At 34.6% G+C, this 21,612-nt stretch carries 18 protein-coding genes; 14 read left to right on the plus strand and 4 right to left on the minus strand.

Features of this window, described 5'->3' with window-relative positions; genetic code table 11:
- Positions 1–84: 84 nt before the first annotated feature.
- Positions 85–654: a hypothetical protein gene (locus ZPR_RS21655; protein WP_013073932.1), complete on the minus strand. Its 570-nt coding sequence runs from the start codon at positions 652–654 to the stop codon at positions 85–87.
- 411 nt (positions 655–1,065) lie between these two features.
- On the opposite strand from ZPR_RS21655, the gene metG reads away from it, so the two are divergent.
- The 7 genes from metG to ZPR_RS21690 all read left to right on the plus strand — a co-directional run bounded on the left by metG (position 1,066) and on the right by ZPR_RS21690 (position 10,832).
- Complete coding sequence (gene metG / locus ZPR_RS21660; protein WP_013073933.1) at positions 1,066–3,153, plus strand: methionine--tRNA ligase; 2,088 nt, start codon at positions 1,066–1,068, stop codon at positions 3,151–3,153.
- Positions 3,154–3,193: 40 nt separating this feature from the next.
- Positions 3,194–4,552, plus strand: coding sequence for a H(+)/Cl(-) exchange transporter ClcA (gene clcA / locus ZPR_RS21665; RefSeq protein ID WP_013073934.1), 1,359 nt, complete (start codon positions 3,194–3,196; stop codon positions 4,550–4,552).
- A gap of 184 nt (positions 4,553–4,736) precedes the next feature.
- The gene (locus ZPR_RS21670; RefSeq protein ID WP_148211778.1) at positions 4,737–6,197 is read left to right on the plus strand and encodes a hypothetical protein; all 1,461 of its coding nucleotides are present in this window, start codon (positions 4,737–4,739) and stop codon (positions 6,195–6,197) included.
- Between the two features lie 18 nt (positions 6,198–6,215).
- Positions 6,216–7,565: a hypothetical protein gene (locus ZPR_RS21675; protein ID WP_013073936.1), complete on the plus strand. Its 1,350-nt coding sequence runs from the start codon at positions 6,216–6,218 to the stop codon at positions 7,563–7,565.
- 19 nt (positions 7,566–7,584) lie between these two features.
- A complete protein-coding gene (locus ZPR_RS21680) occupies positions 7,585–8,487 on the plus strand; it encodes a histone deacetylase family protein (protein WP_041579357.1) in 903 nt (300 codons plus the stop codon).
- 269 nt (positions 8,488–8,756) lie between these two features.
- Positions 8,757–9,011, plus strand: coding sequence for a DUF4212 domain-containing protein (locus ZPR_RS21685; RefSeq protein ID WP_083759800.1), 255 nt, complete (start codon positions 8,757–8,759; stop codon positions 9,009–9,011).
- A gap of 48 nt (positions 9,012–9,059) precedes the next feature.
- Positions 9,060–10,832, plus strand: a complete 1,773-nt coding sequence (locus tag ZPR_RS21690) for a sodium:solute symporter family protein (protein ID WP_013073939.1) — start codon at positions 9,060–9,062, stop codon at positions 10,830–10,832.
- Positions 10,833–10,912: 80 nt separating this feature from the next.
- Here ZPR_RS21690 and ZPR_RS21695 read toward each other — a convergent pair whose 3' ends face one another.
- Positions 10,913–11,245, minus strand: coding sequence for a single-stranded DNA-binding protein (locus ZPR_RS21695; RefSeq protein ID WP_041579359.1), 333 nt, complete (start codon positions 11,243–11,245; stop codon positions 10,913–10,915).
- 392 nt (positions 11,246–11,637) lie between these two features.
- On the opposite strand from ZPR_RS21695, the gene ZPR_RS21700 reads away from it, so the two are divergent.
- The gene (locus tag ZPR_RS21700; protein ID WP_233421331.1) at positions 11,638–12,372 is read left to right on the plus strand and encodes a hypothetical protein; all 735 of its coding nucleotides are present in this window, start codon (positions 11,638–11,640) and stop codon (positions 12,370–12,372) included.
- A gap of 113 nt (positions 12,373–12,485) precedes the next feature.
- Here ZPR_RS21700 and ZPR_RS21705 read toward each other — a convergent pair whose 3' ends face one another.
- On the minus strand, positions 12,486–13,055 hold the full coding sequence (locus ZPR_RS21705) for a hypothetical protein (RefSeq protein ID WP_013073942.1): 570 nt from the start codon (positions 13,053–13,055) through the stop codon (positions 12,486–12,488).
- Between the two features lie 447 nt (positions 13,056–13,502).
- Between ZPR_RS21705 and ZPR_RS21710 the strand changes: the two genes are divergently transcribed.
- Genes ZPR_RS21710 through ZPR_RS21730 form a run of 5 tightly spaced genes read left to right on the plus strand, consistent with a single transcriptional unit; the run spans position 13,503 to position 18,260 of the window.
- On the plus strand, positions 13,503–14,207 hold the full coding sequence (locus tag ZPR_RS21710; protein ID WP_041579361.1) for a carboxypeptidase-like regulatory domain-containing protein: 705 nt from the start codon (positions 13,503–13,505) through the stop codon (positions 14,205–14,207).
- 20 nt (positions 14,208–14,227) lie between these two features.
- The gene (locus ZPR_RS21715) at positions 14,228–14,722 is read left to right on the plus strand and encodes a DUF7000 family protein (RefSeq protein WP_013073944.1); all 495 of its coding nucleotides are present in this window, start codon (positions 14,228–14,230) and stop codon (positions 14,720–14,722) included.
- 20 nt (positions 14,723–14,742) lie between these two features.
- Positions 14,743–16,335, plus strand: coding sequence for a TlpA family protein disulfide reductase (locus ZPR_RS21720; RefSeq protein ID WP_013073945.1), 1,593 nt, complete (start codon positions 14,743–14,745; stop codon positions 16,333–16,335).
- Positions 16,336–16,350: 15 nt separating this feature from the next.
- Positions 16,351–16,617 carry a hypothetical protein gene (locus tag ZPR_RS21725; protein ID WP_013073946.1) on the plus strand — a complete coding sequence of 89 codons (267 nt, stop codon included), beginning with the start codon at positions 16,351–16,353 and terminating at the stop codon, positions 16,615–16,617.
- Positions 16,617–18,260: a MutS-related protein gene (locus ZPR_RS21730; RefSeq protein WP_013073947.1), complete on the plus strand. Its 1,644-nt coding sequence runs from the start codon at positions 16,617–16,619 to the stop codon at positions 18,258–18,260. The genes ZPR_RS21725 and ZPR_RS21730 overlap by 1 nt, the downstream gene beginning before the upstream one ends.
- On the opposite strand, the gene ZPR_RS21735 is transcribed toward ZPR_RS21730, so the two are convergent.
- Complete coding sequence (locus ZPR_RS21735; RefSeq protein WP_148211779.1) at positions 18,257–19,063, minus strand: hypothetical protein; 807 nt, start codon at positions 19,061–19,063, stop codon at positions 18,257–18,259. The two genes, ZPR_RS21730 and ZPR_RS21735, sit on opposite strands and share 4 nt — an antisense overlap.
- Before the next feature lie 312 nt (positions 19,064–19,375).
- Between ZPR_RS21735 and ZPR_RS21740 the strand changes: the two genes are divergently transcribed.
- Positions 19,376–21,544 (plus strand): S9 family peptidase, encoded by a 2,169-nt coding sequence (locus ZPR_RS21740; RefSeq protein ID WP_041579362.1) that lies wholly within the window; start codon positions 19,376–19,378, stop codon positions 21,542–21,544.
- The last annotated feature ends 68 nt before the right edge of the window (positions 21,545–21,612 follow it).

Consider the following 21,612-nt stretch of genomic DNA (forward strand, 5'->3'; position numbering starts at 1 on the left):
AGATAATGCTACTTCAAGAATACATATAACCAGGCGTTATTTCCTCCCGATAAGAAAATCTAAGATAATTAAAGCTTCTGTATCTTAATCACGGTACATGATTGTGGAAACTTTTAAATTTAAGGCTTTAATCTCCTCAGGAGAAGCATCGATCATTCGGTCTCCATAAAATTTATCGGCAATTCTACCTTCAGGATTTAAAAACACCCGGATATTTGAATCTTCTAATTTTCCGCCGTTCCAATCTACAGCGCCACTATAATCCCAGCCAAATCCGTAGAATTTAACCTCTTTTCCGTTTATTTTAGAAAGCTCATCATAAGTGGTTCCTATTTTAATTCCTGTCGCAGAACTCCATTTTCCGTTTTCAGAATAATTAATATCAAAAATAGATGTTTTAGCATTATCTTTCCAGGTAATTAAAATTTCATCTTTAGTCCCAGGATATAATATGGTATAAGGCCGCTCTACAGTCCCTTCTTCCATCATATCGTTACCATTTTCTGGATCGGCATCGCTGTACATTCCTAAAATCTGCTCGTAATTTTTATGTTGAAGGGATTCTATGGTATACTTATCGCTATTGATAGCTTTTTTACTTCCGCCACAAGCCACAACACTTATGACTACGAATAATAAAAGTATTTTTTTCATTTTTGGTTAGTTTTTACTGAAAATTAGTCTCCAGAAGACGATTTAAATTGCACAGATTGGTTATAAAAAAAGTAAAATAATTACATTGGCAATCGGCCGATCTTTTGAATTACTAAATTAGAAACAAATTGAAGGAGTACATGGTGTTTTGCAAGAATTTAACGCGTATTATAACGCAGTTGCTTACCTTTACGCCCTAAAATTCATCCTTACAAAAATGAAGGTGAGTTTTACAAAAAAATAGCCCATAAAATTGGGAAGATGAATCAAATCCCGGGAGAACCGGGTAAACTACCTCAGGGCAAACCATGAGGTAGTTATTAAAAAATTAATTATTATTTCGAGTTATCCCGATAACCAAAGGGACCGGAATATTTAATCTCGATTATCGAGTAAAAGTTAAAACAGAAAATGAGTAACACGCCAAAAAGATATACAATTACGGCAGCTTTGCCTTACACTAATGGGCCAATACATATTGGGCATCTATCGGGAGTTTACGTTCCGGCAGATATCTATTCCCGATTTTTAAGAATGCAAGGGCACGATGTAGCTTTTGTTTGCGGTAGCGACGAGCATGGAGTACCTATTACTATTAAGGCAAAAAAAGAAGGAGTTACTCCGCAGGATATCGTAGATAAGTATGACGAGATTATTAAGGACTCTTTTAATAACTTCGGAATTTCTTTTGATAACTACTCAAGAACATCTGCTGAAATTCATCATAAAACCGCTTCAGCATTCTTTAAAAAACTGTACGATGATGGGAAGTTTATTGAAGAAACTACCGAGCAACTTTATGATGCTGAGGCAAAGCAATTTCTTGCCGATCGTTTTGTAACCGGCACCTGCCCTAAATGTGGTAACGAAGAAGCTTATGGCGACCAGTGTGAAAGCTGCGGAACGTCGCTAAACGCAACAGATCTTATCAATCCAAAATCGGCAATTACAGGTGCTACGCCAACATTAAAAGAGACCAAACATTGGTTTTTACCCTTAGACCAATATGAAAGCTGGCTAAAAGAATGGATCCTTGAAGGACATAAATCTGATTGGAAACCCAATGTATACGGACAGGTAAAATCCTGGATCGATGATGGTTTACGTGCCCGAGCAGTCACCCGGGATCTGGATTGGGGTATCCCTGTACCAGTTGAAGGCGGCGAAGGAAAAGTATTGTACGTTTGGTTTGACGCACCTATTGGTTATATCTCTTCAACCAAAGAATGGGCTGCACGCGAAGGAAAAGACTGGGAGCCTTATTGGAAAGATCAAGATACCAAAATGGTTCATTTTATAGGAAAAGATAATATCGTTTTTCATTGTATCATCTTTCCAGTGATGCTTAAAGCACATGGCGATTATATTTTACCAGAAAACGTACCGGCTAACGAGTTTTTAAATCTAGAAGGTAAAAAATTATCGACTTCTAAAAACTGGGCGGTTTGGTTACATGAATATCTGGAAGATTTTCCTGGCCAGCAGGATGTATTGCGTTATGCATTAACCGCTAATGCGCCAGAAACAAAAGATAATGATTTTACCTGGAAAGATTTTCAGGCTAGAAATAACAATGAACTGGTAGCTATTTTTGGTAACTTTATTAATCGTGTAGTCGTTTTAACTAATAAATACTATAATGGTGAAGTTCCTACTCCGGCAGAATATTCTAAAGTAGACGAAGAAACTATCGCAGCTTTAAAAGCCTATCCTGCAGTAATCGCCAGCTCTATTGAAAAATACCGATTTAGAGAAGCTCAGGCTGAGTTAATGAATCTTGCCCGCCTAGGAAACAAGTATTTAGCTGACGAAGAACCATGGAAACTGGTAAAAACCGATGAAGAACGCACTAAAACCATTATGTATGTAGCACTACAAATCGCATCGGCACTGGCGACGCTTAGTGAACCATTTTTACCATTTACCTCTAATAAACTGAAAGAGATTTTAAAATTCAGTGCTGAAGAAAGGAATCTTAACGAAGGAGAACTTTCCCAGTGGAATAAAATCACCACTCGAGAAGCACTCCTGCCTTCTGGTCATATAATTGGCAAAGCTGAATTACTTTTCGCCAAAATTGAAGATGAAAAGATTGAAGTACAGCTACAAAAATTAGAAGCCTCTAAAGTGGCTAATGCTAAAGCAAGTGAAAGCGTAGAACCTCAAAAAGATACGGCTACTTTTGAAGATTTTACTAAAATGGATCTTCGAGTAGGAACCATTCTTGAAGCCAGCAAAATGCCTAAAACCAAAAAACTAATGGTTTTAAAAGTAGAGACCGGCTTAGACAAAAGAACTATTGTTTCTGGTATTGCAGAACATTTTAAAGCGGAAGAATTAATTGGTAAAAAGGTGACCGTTTTAGCGAATCTTGCCCCAAGGAAATTACGAGGTGTAGAAAGTGAAGGAATGATCTTACTTACTGAAAATGCTGAAGGCAAACTGGTTTTTGTAAACCCAGATGAAGATGGCGTAATAAATGGAGCGACAATAAACTAATGATATAAAGCGATAGCGCCTAACAGGCAACGCCAAGGATATGGGAAAAACTGCTTATTTTTATAAGGTTGCCCAACGCAATATTAAAGCAGATGCTAAAAACGTAAAAGTTTTACTCTACTCATTGATTATTGGCATTATTGCAGGTCTACTATCCTCTGCCTTTAGAATATGTATCTCTAAAATTGAAAATCTTAGAGAAAAACTGTATGGAAATTTCGATTTTTCTTTATCGCCAATTTTAGAAGGCATAGGACTAATTTTATTAATAATCGGGGCTATTCAAATAGCCCTTTTTTTAGTTAAAAAATTTGCCCCCGAAGCTGGCGGAAGCGGTATTCAGGAAATAGAGGGTGCTTTAGATGAAGTTAGGCCTACCCGTTGGAAACGAGTATTACCTGTAAAATTTATAGCCTCTATTTTCTCTTTGGGTAGTGGCATGCTTCTGGGAAGAGAAGGACCTACTGTTCAAATTGGAGCCAATGTAGGTAAAATGGTAAAAGAGCTCTTTAAACAGGAAGACGAACAAAACAATCCTCTTTTATCGGCAGGAGCGGCTGCAGGACTTGCAGGTGCTTTTAACGCTCCACTTTCAGGAATTGTTTTTGTTATTGAAGAAATGCACGGTCATTTTAAGTTCAATTTTTATTCAGTTGCAGCTATAATGATTGGATCAGGAACGTCAGATCTTATCGCCCGTTATTTAATCGGTGAAGATACAGCACTTTCTATTAAAATATTTAGCTCACCAGACATCAGTGAGATTTGGTTTTTTGGTTTATTAGGACTCCTATTTAGTTTTATAGGATACCTATTTAATAGTGCTTTATTAAAATCACTGGATCTTTTCGGTAAACTTAAAAATCCCATTTTAGTGTTTAGTATAGGTCTGGGAATTATAATCGCCATACTTAGTATTTACTTCCCGGATATGACGGGCGCAGGCTACAATACTATTAAAGATGTATTGGGGCATTCTTTTACCATATGGGTGCTCATAGTTATGTTCGTGGGGCGATTTATCCTTTCTATTTTAAGTTATAGCTCTGGAGTTCCCGGTGGTATTTTTGCACCCCTATTAAGTTTAGGAGCTATTTTAGGAATGATATTCGGATATACCATTCAGCATTTTAATCCACATTTAGTAAATGAAACGGGAGTATATGCTGTAGCCGGTATGGCGGCAATATTTGCTTCTACCGTTAGGGCTCCGCTTACCGGAATCATGCTGGCCATAGAAATCACTTCAAATTATGAGCTTACACTTCCATTGATAATTACAACAGTAACTGCTTCGGTCTTTACCGCATTTTTAGGAAATAAACCTATTTATACTTCTTTGCTAGAAAGAACAATACGTCATGCTAAACAAACGAAAGCTCAAATAGAGCAATCATGATCCTTTTAATTTTAAGGTGAAGTTCATTAGAAAACCTTAGAAATATTTACTAGACAAACCGGATGAAATGTTCAACTCCCGTACGAGATGAAATAAAAAAATAATGCCCTGCCAAGTTTAGCTTTAATAGGAATTTTAACTTGAAATAATATATTTGCAGCTTTTAATTTTAATAGCTTTAAACGTGAAAAAATTTTACACTCTCCTTTCTATTTTAATTTATTTTAGTTTTAATGTCCAAGGTCAAAACAGATATTTCGACCTTCCAAATGAACTAAAAGACAATAATCGTTCTATTGAAGAGGTTTTTACCATAACAAATGATGAAAATGGGAACTTAACCCTTTTTATAGATGATAACAAAACGTTTAATGCCTACATCTACAATAAAGAAGTAAAACAGGTAAACCAACTTAAATCTGATGGTTTACCGAATAAATATGACAACATAATAGGTTACGTTCAGAACGGAGAGGTAACCACATTGTTTCTACAGCATAGAAATAAAAGAAAATATGGAGCCATACAGTTTGATTTTTCAACCAGACAAACCAAAGAAATTGAGTTCGATTTCAAACTCAAAAAAGAAGCCTATATAGAAGCTTTAAGTAAAGACAATAAGCTGTATTTATTGACACTTGAAAAAAATTCATCGAACCTAAATATTTACACTTTTAATGGCCTAAAACAATCAAAGAATAAAATAAATCTAGATTTTGAATATAGAATCAAGGATATTCACTCAAAAGATCTTTATGAGATGCTACTGAGTCCCAATGGGATGAGTTCAAGTATAGAGGTTGAAAAAATTGATAATCAAGTCCCTATTAGTATAGAAATGGCCAGTGCAACTAATAAATTGTATAAAACTTTAAATGGCTTCGATCTTAGCCTGGATAAAAGTATTTTTGAAACCTTTATTATCTCTGTAAATCTAAAAAATTATACTGCCGAAATTAAACAATTTGAGAAACCAAAATATAGCTCACTTAATGATTATCACAGTAATTCTTTTCTATTAGATGATAATATTTATCAGGTAGTAGCGAATTCTAATGAATTATATTTTGAAGTAAAAAATAGAAACTCTAATGAGGTTCTTAAAAACATATTTCTCACTAAGGATGAAGAAATTAATTTTAAGAACACCCCGATTATTCAGGATAAAGAAGGAGATTGGTTTGCTCCGCATCGTGAACTGGAAAAAACGTCTAAATTTTTAAGAAAAATTGATAATGAGAATATAGGCGTTTCAGCTTTTAAAAATGATAATAAAAATATCATAACCATAGGAAGTTATATAGAAATAGCAGGAGGAGGTGCCCCTATGATGATGGGAATGCCAGGAATGGGTGGTATGCCTGGAATGCCATTGTATGTTTCAGGTAATTTTAGTTTATACGCCGGTGCTTACTTTTCATATACCAGAGGTAAATCTGTTCGCATAAAATGTTTGTTTGACCAAAATTTTGAACATATCGACGGGCCCGTTGAAGAAAATGTTTTCGACAAAATTAAGAAATTCACAGAAAAGCTTAAAAATAACGATACCGCAGAGAATGTGTTTAAATGGAATGATCATGTTTACTATGGGTATTACAACAAAGAAAATGAGTCCTACAGAATTACAAAATTCACAAATTAAAATAGTTTGTATCTTCTAATGAAAAATTTAATATTTATTCTTGTAATTATTGGTTCTATATTAAAAGTTAATTCACAAAAGTTACTTAGTGAGTTCCAGATCGATTTCAATAGAGAGGGTAGATACATTTTAGCGAATATGTATGCTTTCCAAAATAAGATTCAGAATCATACTTTATTACTTAGTCAGGAACAGGAATATTTACAATCCTTTATTCTATCTAATGATTTAAAATTGTTGAGTCATTCTTCTAAAGTCAAAATTCCAAATAAATATACAAATCCATTGACTTTTGAAGCTACAAAAGAAGATTACAAGATTCTAATCTCTGATGACAAATTCGAAAACTTCGGAGTCTTTTCAACTAATTTAGAAACTGGCAAAAGTGTATTTAGAGAAATCGACTTCAAGTTAAAAAAAGAAAAGTTTATCGCCTCTATTAACTGGAATGGTATACAATTGATTACAGTTTCAAATAAATCAAATAAACTTAATTTCTACAGTCTCAAAAATCTAAATACTCCTAAAACAATTTATATTCTACAGGAACTATTTAACAACAGAGACAAAAAAGTTTACTTATCAGAACTCATAGAAAATAGTTCGTTTATCGATATGGGTTTGCCTTCAAATATAATAGCTTCATCTAGCAATTTTAAATTGTACGAATCTCCAAACGGACTTTCAATTACACTTGATAATAGAAATTTGAATACAACAAAAATTGATATTAATTTAAATGAGTTAAATTATACTTTAAAGGAGTTCTTTCAACCTAACTTAACTTATGATAGTGGCCCGTCAAACTCTAATAGTTCTCTTTTAGACAATTACCTTTTGCAAATAGCAATGAATTCTGAAAATCTAGCTTTTCATATCAGAGACCTAAATAATTCATCCGCTGTAATCAAATCATACAATTTTAATAGCTCACAAAAAAATATCCCCTTTATTAATAAACCTCTTATACAGGACGGTGGACTTGCTTACCACAAAGAAATAGATTCTCCTGAAAGATTTTTAAAAAAAATTAAAAAAGGTCAAGTTGCAATTTTTGGTCATCTATTAAATAATGAATACCAAATATCTATAGGAGGTGTAACAGAGTTAAAAACTTTTAATACTACACCTCAGTTTGGAGCAGTTCCTATTTCCTTCGGTGAAAAAGAATTACATACCACGGGTGTATTTGATAACAATTTTAATCATCTTGAATCAGAAATAGCTCCCAACATATTAGTTAAAGCTTCTGCAATTCTAAACAACATAAAAACTCCTAAATCACAGGTTATTTTTAAAAATAAAAAATTAGATGTTTTAGGATATTATGATATTAACTCTAAAACTTATAAGCTTTTTAAGATCTAGATTTTACTTATTGTAATTTATGCTCAAAATTGCCTTCCACCCTATTTACAAACATCCATTACCAGAAGGGCATCGTTTTCCCATGGAGAAATACGATTTGCTACCTAAACAGCTTTTACATGAGGGTACTTGTGAACAACAACATTTTTTTGAGCCAAAACCAGCAGATCTGGAAGACATTCTTGCGGTGCATACCAAAGAATATGTCGAAAATTTAACGAACCTTACGCTGGATCGAAGAGCGATTAGAAAAACCGGATTCCCACTTTCTCAGGAACTGGTAGATCGTGAAATCATTATCGCCGGTGGTACTCTTGAAGGCTGTCAGTATGCTCTAGAAAATGGAATTTCAATGAATATTGCCGGTGGTACTCATCACGCTTACAGCGACCATGGCGAAGCCTTTTGCCTGTTGCACGATCAGGCAATTGCGGCAAGATATCTTCAGAAGAAAAAATTAGCTGAAAAAATACTGATTATCGATCTTGATGTCCATCAGGGAAATGGTACGGCTGAAATTTTTCAGAATGATAATTCGGTTTTTACCTTTTCGATGCATGGTAAAGGAAACTACCCTTTTAGAAAAGAAATTTCAGACCTGGATATCGAAGTTCCCGATGGCTCTAAAGATGAGTATTACCTAGAAACTTTAAAAGAAATACTACCCGATCTTATTGAAAAAGTACAACCAGATTTTATTTTTTATCTGTGCGGAGTAGATATTCTGGAAACCGATAAACTTGGCCGACTTGCCTGTAGCATTGAGGGGTGCAAAGAACGTGATCGTTTTGTATTGCAAACCTGTCGCGATCTTAAAATACCGGTACAATGTAGCATGGGTGGTGGCTATTCTCCTGAAATAAAAATAATCATCGAGGCACACGCCAATACCTATCGTTTGGCGCAAAATATCTATTTCTAGCTTGCTTTCAATTTCTTCATAAATTTAGCGAACTCCGCATCTAAATTCTCCCGGCAAAAGAAAAGATGCTTTTTATTATTCAGTAGTACTTCACTAGAAAACGCAAACCTAAGGCAAACTCAGTTCCTGCATTCTCGATTTGCAACAGCAAAAATATTTATACACCTCACAACACAGTGATAGCTGATTTATAATTAAAAACTAATTTTTTTTAAAATATATAAATTTTATTTACTAAATTTTGATGATTTATTTAATATAATGCGATTTTGAATAATAAAAAATCTAAAAAATACTGGCGCGAAAACATTAAATATCTAGTTATACTTTTAAGCATATGGTTTATGGTATCCTTTGGTGCGGGCATTCTATTTAAAGACTTTTTAAATCAATATAAGATTGGAGGTTTTAAACTAGGATTTTGGTTTGCACAACAAGGCTCTATTTATGTTTTTGTGGTCCTCATCTTTATTTACATACGATTGATGAATAAACTGGATAAAAAATATGGATATGCTGAATAATCAAACTTTACAATATTAACCCCCCCCCCTCAACTTAACATTACAAATATGGATGTACAATTATGGACCTGGATCTTGGTAGGTATTAGTTTTACGCTATATTTTGGTATAGCCATCTGGGCCCGGGCTTCTTCCACAAAAGATTTTTATATCGCCGGTGGTGGAGTTTCCCCATTAGCTAACGGAATGGCTACAGCTGCCGATTGGATGAGTGCCGCTTCTTTTATTTCTATGGCCGGACTTATATCTTTTAGCGGTTACGATGGGTCGGTTTATTTGATGGGCTGGACGGGTGGTTATGTTCTCCTTGCACTTTTGCTAGCCCCTTACCTAAGGAAGTTTGGAAAATTTACGGTACCCGATTTTATCGGCGACCGTTATTACTCTAATTCGGCACGAACCATTGCCATTATCTGTGCTTTAATTGTTTCGTTTACCTATGTGGCAGGACAGATGCGCGGCGTGGGAATTGTATTCTCTCAATTCTTACAGGTAGATATTACCAAAGGGGTACTTATTGGTATGGCTGTGGTATTGGTATTTGCTTTTTTAGGAGGAATGAAGGGCATCACTTACACGCAGGTTGCTCAATATTGTGTACTTATTTTTGCCTTTATGGTGCCTGCTATTTTTATTTCTATCCAGATGACGGGCAATCCTTTTCCGCAAATTGGAATGGGTGATAAGGTTGAAGACGGAACCTTTCTATTAGATAAATTAGATCAATTACATACCCAATTAGGATTTAAGGAATATACCAGCGGCACAAAATCTACATGGGATATTTTTGCCATTACCCTGGCTTTGATGGCAGGCACTTCTGGTTTACCCCATGTTATTGTTCGCTTTTTTACGGTTCCAAAAGTTAAAGATGCCCGAAAATCTGCAGGCTATGCTTTACTGCTTATTGCCATTTTATATACCACGGCACCGGCAGTTGCTGTTTTTGCCAGAACCAATTTAATAACAACGGTAAACGAAACAGCGTATAAGGATTTACCCGACTGGTTTAAAAATTGGGAAAATAGCGGCTTAATTTCGTGGACGGATAAAAACAACGACGGAAAGATCCAATATCGAAATTCTGAAGCTGTGGATGGGAAACCGCTTTTTACCGATAAAAGAGGAGCAAACGGTGAACGTATTATTAGCAATCCCAGTGCGGCTGAAAATGAATTATATGTAGATAAGGATATCATGGTTTTAGCCAATCCGGAGATTGCGCAATTGCCTAACTGGGTAATAGGTTTGGTCGCCGCCGGCGGACTTGCTGCTGCTTTATCTACCGCTGCCGGATTATTATTGGTGATTTCTACTTCTGTTTCTCACGATCTGGTAAAAAAACAATTGAAACCCAATATTTCAGATAAGGGCGAACTTATGATTGCGAGAATAAGCATATTAGTGGCTATTATTGTTGCAGGTTTCTTCGGGATTTATCCTCCCGGTTTTGTTGCTGCCGTCGTCGCCTTAGCTTTTGGATTGGCCGCAGCTTCTTTTTTCCCCGCTATTGTTTTAGGCATTTTCGATAAAAGAATGAATCGACAGGGCGCAGTTACCGGAATGATCGCCGGGACCAGCCTAATGCTATTTTATATGATCACTTATAAAACCGGACTTATAGGCATTATGGATCCGCTACCAGAAAGTGAATGGTGGTTTGGTACTTCGCCTGAAGGTTTTGGCATTATTGCCATGCTCCTTAATTTTATCCTGGCCATCGTTATTTCTAGACTTACACCTCCCCCACCAGAAAATGTACAGCAAATTGTTGAGGACATCAGGATTCCCAGCGGTGCCGGCGAGGCACAAATGCATTAAAAATCTAAAAATAAAACTCCGTTTTCTATGATTAAAAAAACGGAGTTTTTGATTTACACTAAAATCAATCCCAATTCGATCTACTTTCCTAACAGCAGGATTTCGTTGCATATAATTTCTGTAATATACCTTTTAGTACCTGTTTTATCTTCATAACTCCTACTGGTAAGTTTACCATCTATTGCGATTTCTTTTCCTTTAGGCACATAATTCTCGACCAAATCTGCCGTTTTCCCCCAGGCCACAAGGTTATGCCATTGGGTTTCAGAAACCTTCTCTCCTTTGGCATTTTTATAATACTCGTTGGTTGCAATAGAAAATTTCGCCAGTTTTTTACCTGATTCTAAATTTACAATTTCGGGCTCTGTGCCTACATGGCCAATCAATTTAACGCTGTTTCGTAAAGTGCTCATAACTATAGAATTTAATTGTAATTGAAAATCATTCGTTCATTTCAACCCTGCAAACATAGATGAGCATTAAAACTATATCCGTCTGTAAACTAATTGTTTTCGTATAGATACGTTTGTAAACGATTGAATTCGTTTGCAAACGACAAAATTTATTGAATATCGCTAGTAAACAATAGCTTAAGAATAAAAGCGTTTTATTTTTATCACTATTAAATTATCAATTGAAATCAAACCTTACTAAAAAGATAATTGGTGTTGTTAAGTATCTGGCCATTTATTATCTATCTATTAAAATGATCTGTTTTGGAATTCCCAAATTGCTGTTTATGCAATTTAGGATCTTGCATTATGAGTCATTTTTACCGCTAGTCGAAATATCTAAATATCAACACATGTGGTCTTTCTTTGGAAGGTCATATAATTACAATATCTTTATTGGTTTAGCTGAGCTATTGATAGGAATTTTAATCGTTTTTAGAAGAACAAGATTAATTGCTTTATTACTTTCCATTGGGATTTGCCTAAACATTCTCATATTAAATATAGAATTTGAAATTTACTTTGCCATTTCACATATAATCTTGGATCTTGTTCTAACTATCTTATTGTTATTTGAATATAGAAAAGATCTTTATAAATTTTTTATCCTTAATAGCGGTAAGTTTAAGACATCATTACTTCCGAAGAAAAAAGGATTCGTACATAAGCTTCCTTTTCTATATGTTTTAATGCTGCCCATTGGTTATGGCATATTTTCGTATAATATTAAATCTAAAGTAGACGACACGATTACTGGAAGTTATACGATTAAGGAGTTTAAGATTAACTATTCAGACATCAATATTACAAAAGGGAAATTAGGATCTGATCCCATGTTATTTTTAGAATATAATCAACAGGCGGTAATCTCTATTAATGATTCTATTTACTATGGCGCATATTCGATCTTTAAAAGAGAAATTAGAATGTATTTTGACCCTCCGGTAGATCAAATCAATTCGATCACAGGGCGCCTGGATAAAGAAAATTTCACCATAAATGGAGTGATGAATGACTCGATACCTGTTATGATCGATTTAAAAAGATTATCGGAAAAAGAAGATTATTTGAACAGCTTATATCATTAGTGACATAGAGGAACAGGTTCAACCGTATATGTTTATTGATTAAGTATTAAGCCACAGTTGGCCATGTACGATGTCACCATACCCTTTTTTACTCTATTAGAATTCTCCACATTTTATTCTAGAATAATAGCTGCTGTATAATTATAATCGTATTTATCCATAGGAGATGGTGTTACCTCATTACCTTCAAATGTTATACGGTAACATTTAGCGGAAGGATTTCTTTCGTTCGGAATTTCCCAATAGGTAACCAATTCATGTACAGCATCATCTCCAAATATATATGGGCACTTTATTTTGTACGTAAGCATTTCCTGTTTGGGACAATCGTCTATTGGTAAACCAAACTGATTTGTAAGGTAAGAATATTCATTATACCGGGACAACCCAAATGTGGGACGGTTAACATCTGGCTCAAAGCCAGGCCGGGCAGGAGCATTATAGATGTCATTATCCCAATTCCAACATGGTTCAGAAATAATAATATCTAAGGTATATAAAGCGTCTTTTACAGATCTTGAAGAGTCATTTAATTCAATTTCTTTAACTAAGTCATTTCCCGCAATATCCTGGAAACTTAAATATAAGTTGTAGCCTACAAACTCTGGTTCACTATGAAATGGGGGATCACAAGATGATAGTAGTATCAAAGTTACAATACTGAGTATTCTTAGCGTTTTCATAGTTTTCGTGATTTAAAAATATTAAAATCTTCACCTATCTATTGAAAATTATCAATCCATTAAGCTACATTATTTTTCTTATTGATGACATTTTTATTCTCGATAATTAAAGGGAATGAATTTCTATACTCTTTATAACTTAAATGAGATTTTTATTCTATCTAAGCCGCATATACAATTTTGAATAGCGATTTTTTTATATTGACATCATTGTTCATCAAAAACATGAATTAAGAATTCACAAAATGGAACTGCACATTCCTTCTGCTAATTTTTAATTTGAAAAAGTATATCCCAAAAATAATATTAAATTTAAAGCAAATACCTTAGAAGTTTAAGGCAATCAGGCGTTACTATTACCTACAATTGTAACATTTGTCTGTATAGCTTTAATATGGCTTGCTACTTTTTGCGCCAAAAAACCTTGGTATTCACAAATTGAAAACTATGAAAATCTCTATTGAAATTCCCGAAGCCTGTGGCGAAAACTGGGAACACATGACGGTTTCTCAGCTCGGGAAATTTTGCCAGGTTTGTGAAAAAGAAGTGATCGATTTCACAAATACTACAGATGACGAATTACTTCAAAAAATAAAAAGCGGACAAAAAATTTGTGGTAGATTTAAACAATCTCAGCTTTTTCGCGATTTAAAACCTAACAACTCTAAAACCAACTGGAAACAACTAGTTGTAGCAGCAGGATTTACTTCAGTTTTAGCAATCGCTGCGCCGGCAAATGCCCAAAAAACTTCAACTAAAACCGAACAACTAGAGAAAACTTCAGAAAAGAATTCCGAAGAAAAACATTCAATTTCAGCTAAAGATAGTATTGTAATTTCTGGCACCGTGACCGATGAAGAGGATCTTCCTATTCCTGGCGTACACATTAAGGTCTTAGATTCTAAAATCTTAACGCAAACCGATTTTGATGGGAATTTTATGATTGTTCTCGCTGCAAAAACTACCGCAAATAATCTTAAATTAGAGTTTACATCACTAGGCTATGAAACACAAGTTATAAATGCTGATTTAAAGTCTGAAAATTTAGATATCAAAATGAATACTTCAGAAACCATAACTACAGGAATTGTTGTTGTTGAAAAAACAAACCTACTTAGAAGAGTTGGCTACTTTTTCAAAAGATTATTTTAGCAGGACTATCTCTCTTTTTTATGAAAAATCTAAACAATTATATTGCCTCTTACCAGGCTCAGCTTCAAAAAGGCGATATTCTTATTGCTTACAAAGAGCTGGTTTCATTCGTTATGAAACTTAGGACAGATCTTAAGCGAGATTCTTCTTTTGATTATTCGGTTACCGGAATTTTGCATGGCTATCTGGATTATACGTATTTCTATTTTTCTAATGATTTTCTGAAAAGCAAAAAACTAAAATTCGGATTGGTCTTAAACCACCTCGAAATGCGATTTGAACTTTGGCTTTTGGGTAATACTGCTGAAATTCAGAAAAAATACTGGACATTCTTGAAGGAAACAAAATGGAATAAAAATCGCAAGGAAATGCCAGATTATTCAGTTTTAGAAGTGGTTTTAATCGAAACGCCCAACTTTGACGATCTCCCACTTTTACAAGAAAACATTGAAATCGAATTGAATAAAAATCTATTGGAAATCTCAACATTCTTGTATAAAAATACTAACTTTTAGACATAAAATAAAACTGAAATATGTCATTCAAAAATCATCATTACCTCATCGCCCTTATTATTCTTCTTTGTGCTTCCTGCAAAAATTCGGATAAAAATTTAGCTGAAAGCGCTTCTTTAGAAGAAGAGACGATTCCTACCCTGCAAAACAAACCAATTGATACCATTAACGCTAAAGCTATTTTAATTGGCAAAACAGATGCTCCCTATAACTTTAAATATTTTAATCTTTTAGTTCATACCGGTCTCTTTAACGAAGTATCAAACATCCAACAAGAAAATCATGGAGATTCGCTTTATGTCGAAATTCAGAAATTGTCTAAACCTCAAATAATCGACCTTATAGCTTTTGAGGAAGGAGGTTTACCTCCACTTTTTTCGCGATTTTTCATTACTCCCGGAGACAGTATTTTTATGGAAATTAAAAATCATAAAATCAGCTTTTCTGGTAAAAATGCGGCTCATTATAATTTCTTTCAGCAATTAGAAGAAACGGCAACCGGAAATTGGGGCGTTTTTAAGGGTGATTTTGATCAATACAAAAACGATAATACCAAGTTTTATAATCAGAAAAAGAAAATACTCGAAAATTATATAAAAGCTCATCCGGAAGTAAGCAAAGATTTTAAACAGCAAACCTATGCGGCATTAAAATACGAATATCTTCTCCATTTAATTTCCCCAAGAGATCATCAACTCTCAAATGGCACCTATCAAGGATCTGACTTGGATGAAGTCATTAATAAAATGCAGTTTGATGGTGAGGTAGCGATGTTCGATGCCAAGGAATATTTTGATACCATAAATTTTGAAGATGATTTTAACAGGCCAGAATTATTGTATAATGATTGTTTTAAAAGAACTCTCCCAAAGTATATCCATAGTGTTTTTGCAAACGCTGAAGTTCCTGGATATTCCATCGATAATTTTATAAACGAACGTGACTTTATAAAAAGCAATCTTGATAATGATCTCGAAAGCTTTGCTATAGCTCGACTTATTTACAACTATCACGAAGCCGGACTGGCGTTTGGACAAAAAGGAAAAACTTTAATTGAAGAACTAATTAACGATTATCGCGAAGAGTTCTCTAAAAAAGAAGATTACGTAAGCAAAATCAATGAAATTATTTTCGATCTAAACAGCATGGATTTTAAATTAAGCGAACAACTACTCGATGAGAAATTGATCAACTTAAAAGGAGATTCGATAAAACTGAAGGATATTTTTAAGAATGATCCTTCAAAATTTAAATTAATAGATAATTGGGCTAGTTGGTGCGCCCCTTGTATTGCTGAAATGCAAAAGTCTGATGAATACAATCCGATGCTAAAGGAAAAGGATATTTCAACCGTGTATATATCGGTCGACGAGGATCTGGAAAAATGGGAAGAAACGGTAAATCAGCTTGAAAATTACACCAATAAAGAACAACATTATCGTTTTGCCGACTTTAAAAAATCAAATTTAGCCCATGTTTTTCTGCAATTAGGGAAAACTAAAAATAGATATTCCATTCCTAAGTATACACTTATCAAGAACGACAGTATTATTCTTTCTACTAATTCCCCACGACCATCTAAACAGGAAGAATTTCTAAGCTTATTAGATTAGCATATGCTTTATTAAATGAATCCAGAAGAAGAAAATAGAAGGAAACGCGCAGAAGCAAATTTAAGCAAAACTGAAAATTTACAGTTCTTCATTTTACCATTTATAACTCCAAGAGCACGACATAAACCTACAGATGATTTTAGCCAATCACAGCTGGAACGTTTTAAAAAATACGGCTACGATACTAAACTAAAACAGGCTAACCAACTCATTATTTACGGAATTATATTTTGGATAGGTCTGGCTGCTTTTATTGGCTATCTTGTAAATAAATTTTCTTAATGCAGCTTTATTATTTAATTACCATAATAGGGATTGGGCTTTTTCTATTATTCAGATTTTTAAAGAAAAGATCTGAAAAGAAACGATTACAACAACTGGTAGAAAATTGGGGAAAAGCGAAAGATGAAAAATTCAATTTTAAAGAAGTTAAACGCTATTTTGATTCTAAGTTGCTTGTAGGCGATTTTCATCAAATCAACGATCAAACCGCAAAAGATCTGGATTTTGCAGCGCTTTTCATTCTTTTAGATCGTACCTCTTCTAAACCCGGGCAACAATATTTTTACAACCATCTACGGAATATTAATTCTGAAAATCAATTGAAGCGATTTTCGACATTTTCAGATACATTTTTAGAAGCTGAAAACGACCGCTTAAAAATTCAGTCGCAATTATCGAAACTGAATCATTATAATGCGTACGATTTTGTGCGGTTAATTACAGATGAACCCATGAAACGCCCAAAATGGATTGTTTGGGTATTTATTCTTAGTTTTTTATCGATTTTTAGCCTGATTGGTGGTTTCTTTTATCCAGTTTTATTCCTAATTATGCTTCCGGTTTTTATGACCAATATGGTTTTGCATTATCGCAATAAAAATAACCTCAACTATTATCTAAATGCTGTCCATCAGCTTAGCATCGCAATAAAAGCTGGCGATAAAATATCGAATTTCGGTAATATTAAAGCCTATTTTAAGGACTTGAGTTTTCTAGGGTCTGTAAAGAAAATTCAGTTTAAAACCTCGCTTATTGGCTTTGAGAATAAGATGAATGATGAGTTCGCTTTTTTGGGCTGGTTTTTCTTTGAGCTGCTAAAAATCACTTTTAATATTGAAATCCTGTTATTTTTCAGCTTTCTTAAGGACATCCAGCATAAAAAAACCGATATCGAAAAACTCTTTCGTTATATAGGAGAGATTGATTCCGCTATTGCTGTGGCTTCGATTAAAACAGAATATCAAGATCGCGTTTGCCAACCTTCTTTTAGTTTTAAAAAAGAGATCAAATTCGAAAAAATTTGGCATCCTCTAGTTAAAAATTGCATTACCAACGATTTAAGACTTTCAGAAAAAAGCATGCTTCTTACCGGTAGCAATATGTCCGGAAAAAGTACTTTTATTCGAACGGTAGCCATAAATACATTACTGGCCCAAACGATAAATATCTGTTTTGCCGAACATTTTACTGCTCCGTTTCTAAAGTTATATTCTTCAATAAGAATTACCGATAACCTAAGTAAAAAAACCAGTTACTACCTTGAGGAGGTACTGCAAATTAAAAAACTACTAGATTGTTCTAAAGAAGATATACCGAAATTATTTGTTTTAGATGAAATTTTTAAAGGAACAAATACTGAAGAGCGCATCGCAGCCGGGAAATCTATTTTATCCTACTTAAACATATCACAAAATATGGTAATGGTTTCTACCCATGATATTGAACTTACCGAAATGCTAACGCAAAACGATTTCGAACTGTATCATTTTAGTGAAAACATCCAAAACCAGACTTTAAACTTTGATCATAAATTAAAAGAAGGGCCGCTTAAAACAAAAAATGCGATCAAGATTTTAGAACTCTATAATTTCCCGGAACAGGTCATTACCGAAGCTACAAGGCTAAAAAACAGGACGAATTAATTTTCGACCCAACTGTAATACTGCCAGTTATCCCAGCTGGTAAGAGCTATCGATACCCCAGAATTCTTTTCGATATGCTGTGAAGAGAAATTATTTAAAACAACTGCTAATTTTTCAAAGTCCGATACCTCTGTATATTTAAAATATTTAGAGAGATGATTTACCCAATGTCCATCTGAAGTTTCTGCATAGGGAATCCTTCCATCTCCTTCAAATTCAAATTCTTCGAATGCCGGATTTTCTCTTAAGATCGACAAGAATTCATCATAAATATGTGTATTATCAGTATTTGTACCACATACAAAGGCAAATGAATGCTTGGGAAGTCTAAAGGTATCCTCGTATAAGGATGTGGTAAAACTTTTGCTTACAGCAGAAAAACTTACTTTTTCTTCATTAATTGATACGTCATATTCATCAAGTTTATTTCCGTTTATAAAAATGATTTTATTTACATCTAAAGGCAAATCGACCATAGTTCTGGCCGGTCCCATAGCTGTTAAACAAATGCCAGGTTCTACAATGGATTCAAACCTAATGATCAATGTTCGCTCATTCTTAAATTGAGATACTTCTACACCAAAATTCAAACAGCCATATATTTCTGTACTCCGTAATTCTAATTTTAATTCGGGTATTTGCACATCGTTACTTGTATAAATTTCCTTCGGCATAAAATCTATATCTGTTTCTATACTTACAGCTAGCATATATTCAGAATACTCAGTACTTCTTGTAGCTTCATCTCCGCTGGTACAACTAAAAAATAAAACAGTGGACCCTATAAAGATCAATTTTCTCATCCCTCTCATTTTTAACTAGATGCCAAATAAAATAATAGGTTGCGTTGAATAATGCGGGAGATATATAACGAAAAATAATTGTTAAAAGGCAAATCACATTAAACCATTTAGCTTTGCCGTAGTCTAATTACCAGATTAACTTCCTGGCATTTTACTTTTTTGTCCTGAATATAAAATTAATTTCTACCCCTAACTATGATAGCCAGGGAGTTAAATCGATTTATTCTTCTTTCTAAAATTGAGGTGATTCAGCATTGATCTGGTTCGCTATTAAAAATTCTTATTAAATTGAGCTCAAAAGCAAAACATACGATGAAAAAAATTTTCTCCCTACTGTGCATCGCCGTCATTTATTTTTCGGGGTTTGCGCAACAAAGCCCTAAAAAACTTACAACTGAAGATTACGAACAGGCCGCTAAATTTCTTGGGTTTAATACCTACAGATTAGTGGATAAAGCTAATGTAAGCCCTAATTGGTTAGCAGACGATAGTTTTTGGTATGAGATTCAGATTAATGGAGAACGCCAATATGTTCTGGTAGATCCAAAGAAAAAATCTAAGCGAACTTCTACTTCGCTTGAAGAATTACTTGGTAAAAAGCCAAAAGAAGAGCAAAGAGGATCATGGACAGAAGTAGCCTCCCCGGATGGATCTAAAGTAGTTTATATAAAAGACTGGAACCTTTGGATGCGCGATACCCAAACGGGTAAGGAAACGCAACTAACCCAAGATGGTGAAAAAAATTATGGCTATGCTACCGATAATGCGGGTTGGAAACATAGCGACAAACCTATTGTGCTTTGGAGCCCTGATTCTAAAAAGATTGCCACTTTTAGACAAGATCAGCGCCATGTAAGTGATATGTATCTGGTAGAGACCAAAGTTGGCGAACCAGAACTTCAGGAATGGAAATATCCAATTCCGCAAGATTCAGCCATCATTAAAATTGAACGCCTGATTATCGATACTGAAGATAACAAGATTACCAAGCTTAATATTCCTGCCGATGCAAGACGTGGTACACTTTGTGACGACATTGCCTGCGATGGCACTTTTGGTGATAACGAATGGGCCCCAGACTCAGAGACTTTAGCTTTTGCCTCGGTTTCCCGTGATCACAAAAAAGTTACGCTTCGTGTTGCCAATGTTGAAACTGGTGAAGTAAGAGATATTTTTACGGAAGAAACAGATACGCAATTCGAATCTGGACAAGGCTCTATAAACTGGCATTATTTACCAGAATCAGACGAAATTATATGGTACTCTGAGCGTGACGACTGGGGACATTTATACCTTTACGATCTTGAAACTGGTGAACTAAAAAACCAAATTACTAAAGGTGATTTTGTGGTAACCAGCCTGACCAAAGTAGACGAAGATAAAAAAATGTTGTACTTCTACGCGCAAGGAAAAGAAGAAGGCCGCGATCCTTATTTTAGACATTTTTACAGTATAAAGTTTAACGGAAAAGGGCTTAAACTTTTAACTCCTGAAAACGGCACACATAGCGTTTCGCTATCTCCTGACAACAAATACTTTGTTGATAATTATTCACAGCCTAACGTTCCCAATGTTGCGGTACTTAGGGATATTAAAGGCCGAAAAATAATGGATCTCGAAAAAGCCGATATTTCCCGCTTAGAAGCCATAGGCTGGCAGGCTCCAACACCGATCAAAGTAAAATCGGCTGATGAGAAATGGGATTTATACGGTTTAATGTTTACGCCTACAGATCTTGATGAATCTAAAAAATATCCGGTAGTAAATTACATTTATCCAGGCCCGCAAGGTGGCGGTGTTGGCAGTCGTTATTTCTCTCCTTCTCGTAGTGATCACCAGTCTTTGGCAGAGCTTGGTTTTATCGTAGTGGTGATCGATGGTAGTTGTAACCCGGGACGATCTAAATCTTTCCACGATGCCTGCTACGGAAATATGGGAAATAATACTTTAGAAGATCAGATAAGCGGATTAAAGCAATTAGCTGAAAAACACCCTTATATGGATTTAGACCGCGTGGGGGTTTGGGGACATTCTGGTGGTGGTTTTGCCACTGCGGATGCCATGTTCTCTTATCCTGAATTTTACAAAGTTGGAATTTCGGAATCAGGAAATCATGATAACAGAAACTATGAAGATGATTGGGGAGAAAGATATATAGGTCTTATTGAAGAAACCGAAAATGGAAAAACCAATTACGAGCTACAGGCCAACCAATATAATGCCGCAAATCTTCAAGGAGATTTGTTAATTGCACATGGTAATTTAGATGATAACGTACCTCCTTACAATTCGTATTTGGTGATCGATGCATTAATCAAAGCAAATAAAGATTTCGATTTGATCATTTTCCCAAATGCACGTCACGGCTACGGAATGGATAGTTACTATATGACCAGAAGAAGATGGGATTATTTTGTTGAAAACCTTATGGGTGCTGAACATCCAAAAGAGTTTAAAATTGAAATGCCAAAAAGAAGATAATTTGTTCTGAATTCAAAAAAATAGAAAAGCCGGTAGATCTAAGATTTACCGGCTTTTTGTATTTTTAA

It is taken from the genome of Zunongwangia profunda SM-A87 (assembly GCF_000023465.1).
Taxonomy (GTDB): Bacteria; Bacteroidota; Bacteroidia; order Flavobacteriales; family Flavobacteriaceae; genus Zunongwangia; species Zunongwangia profunda.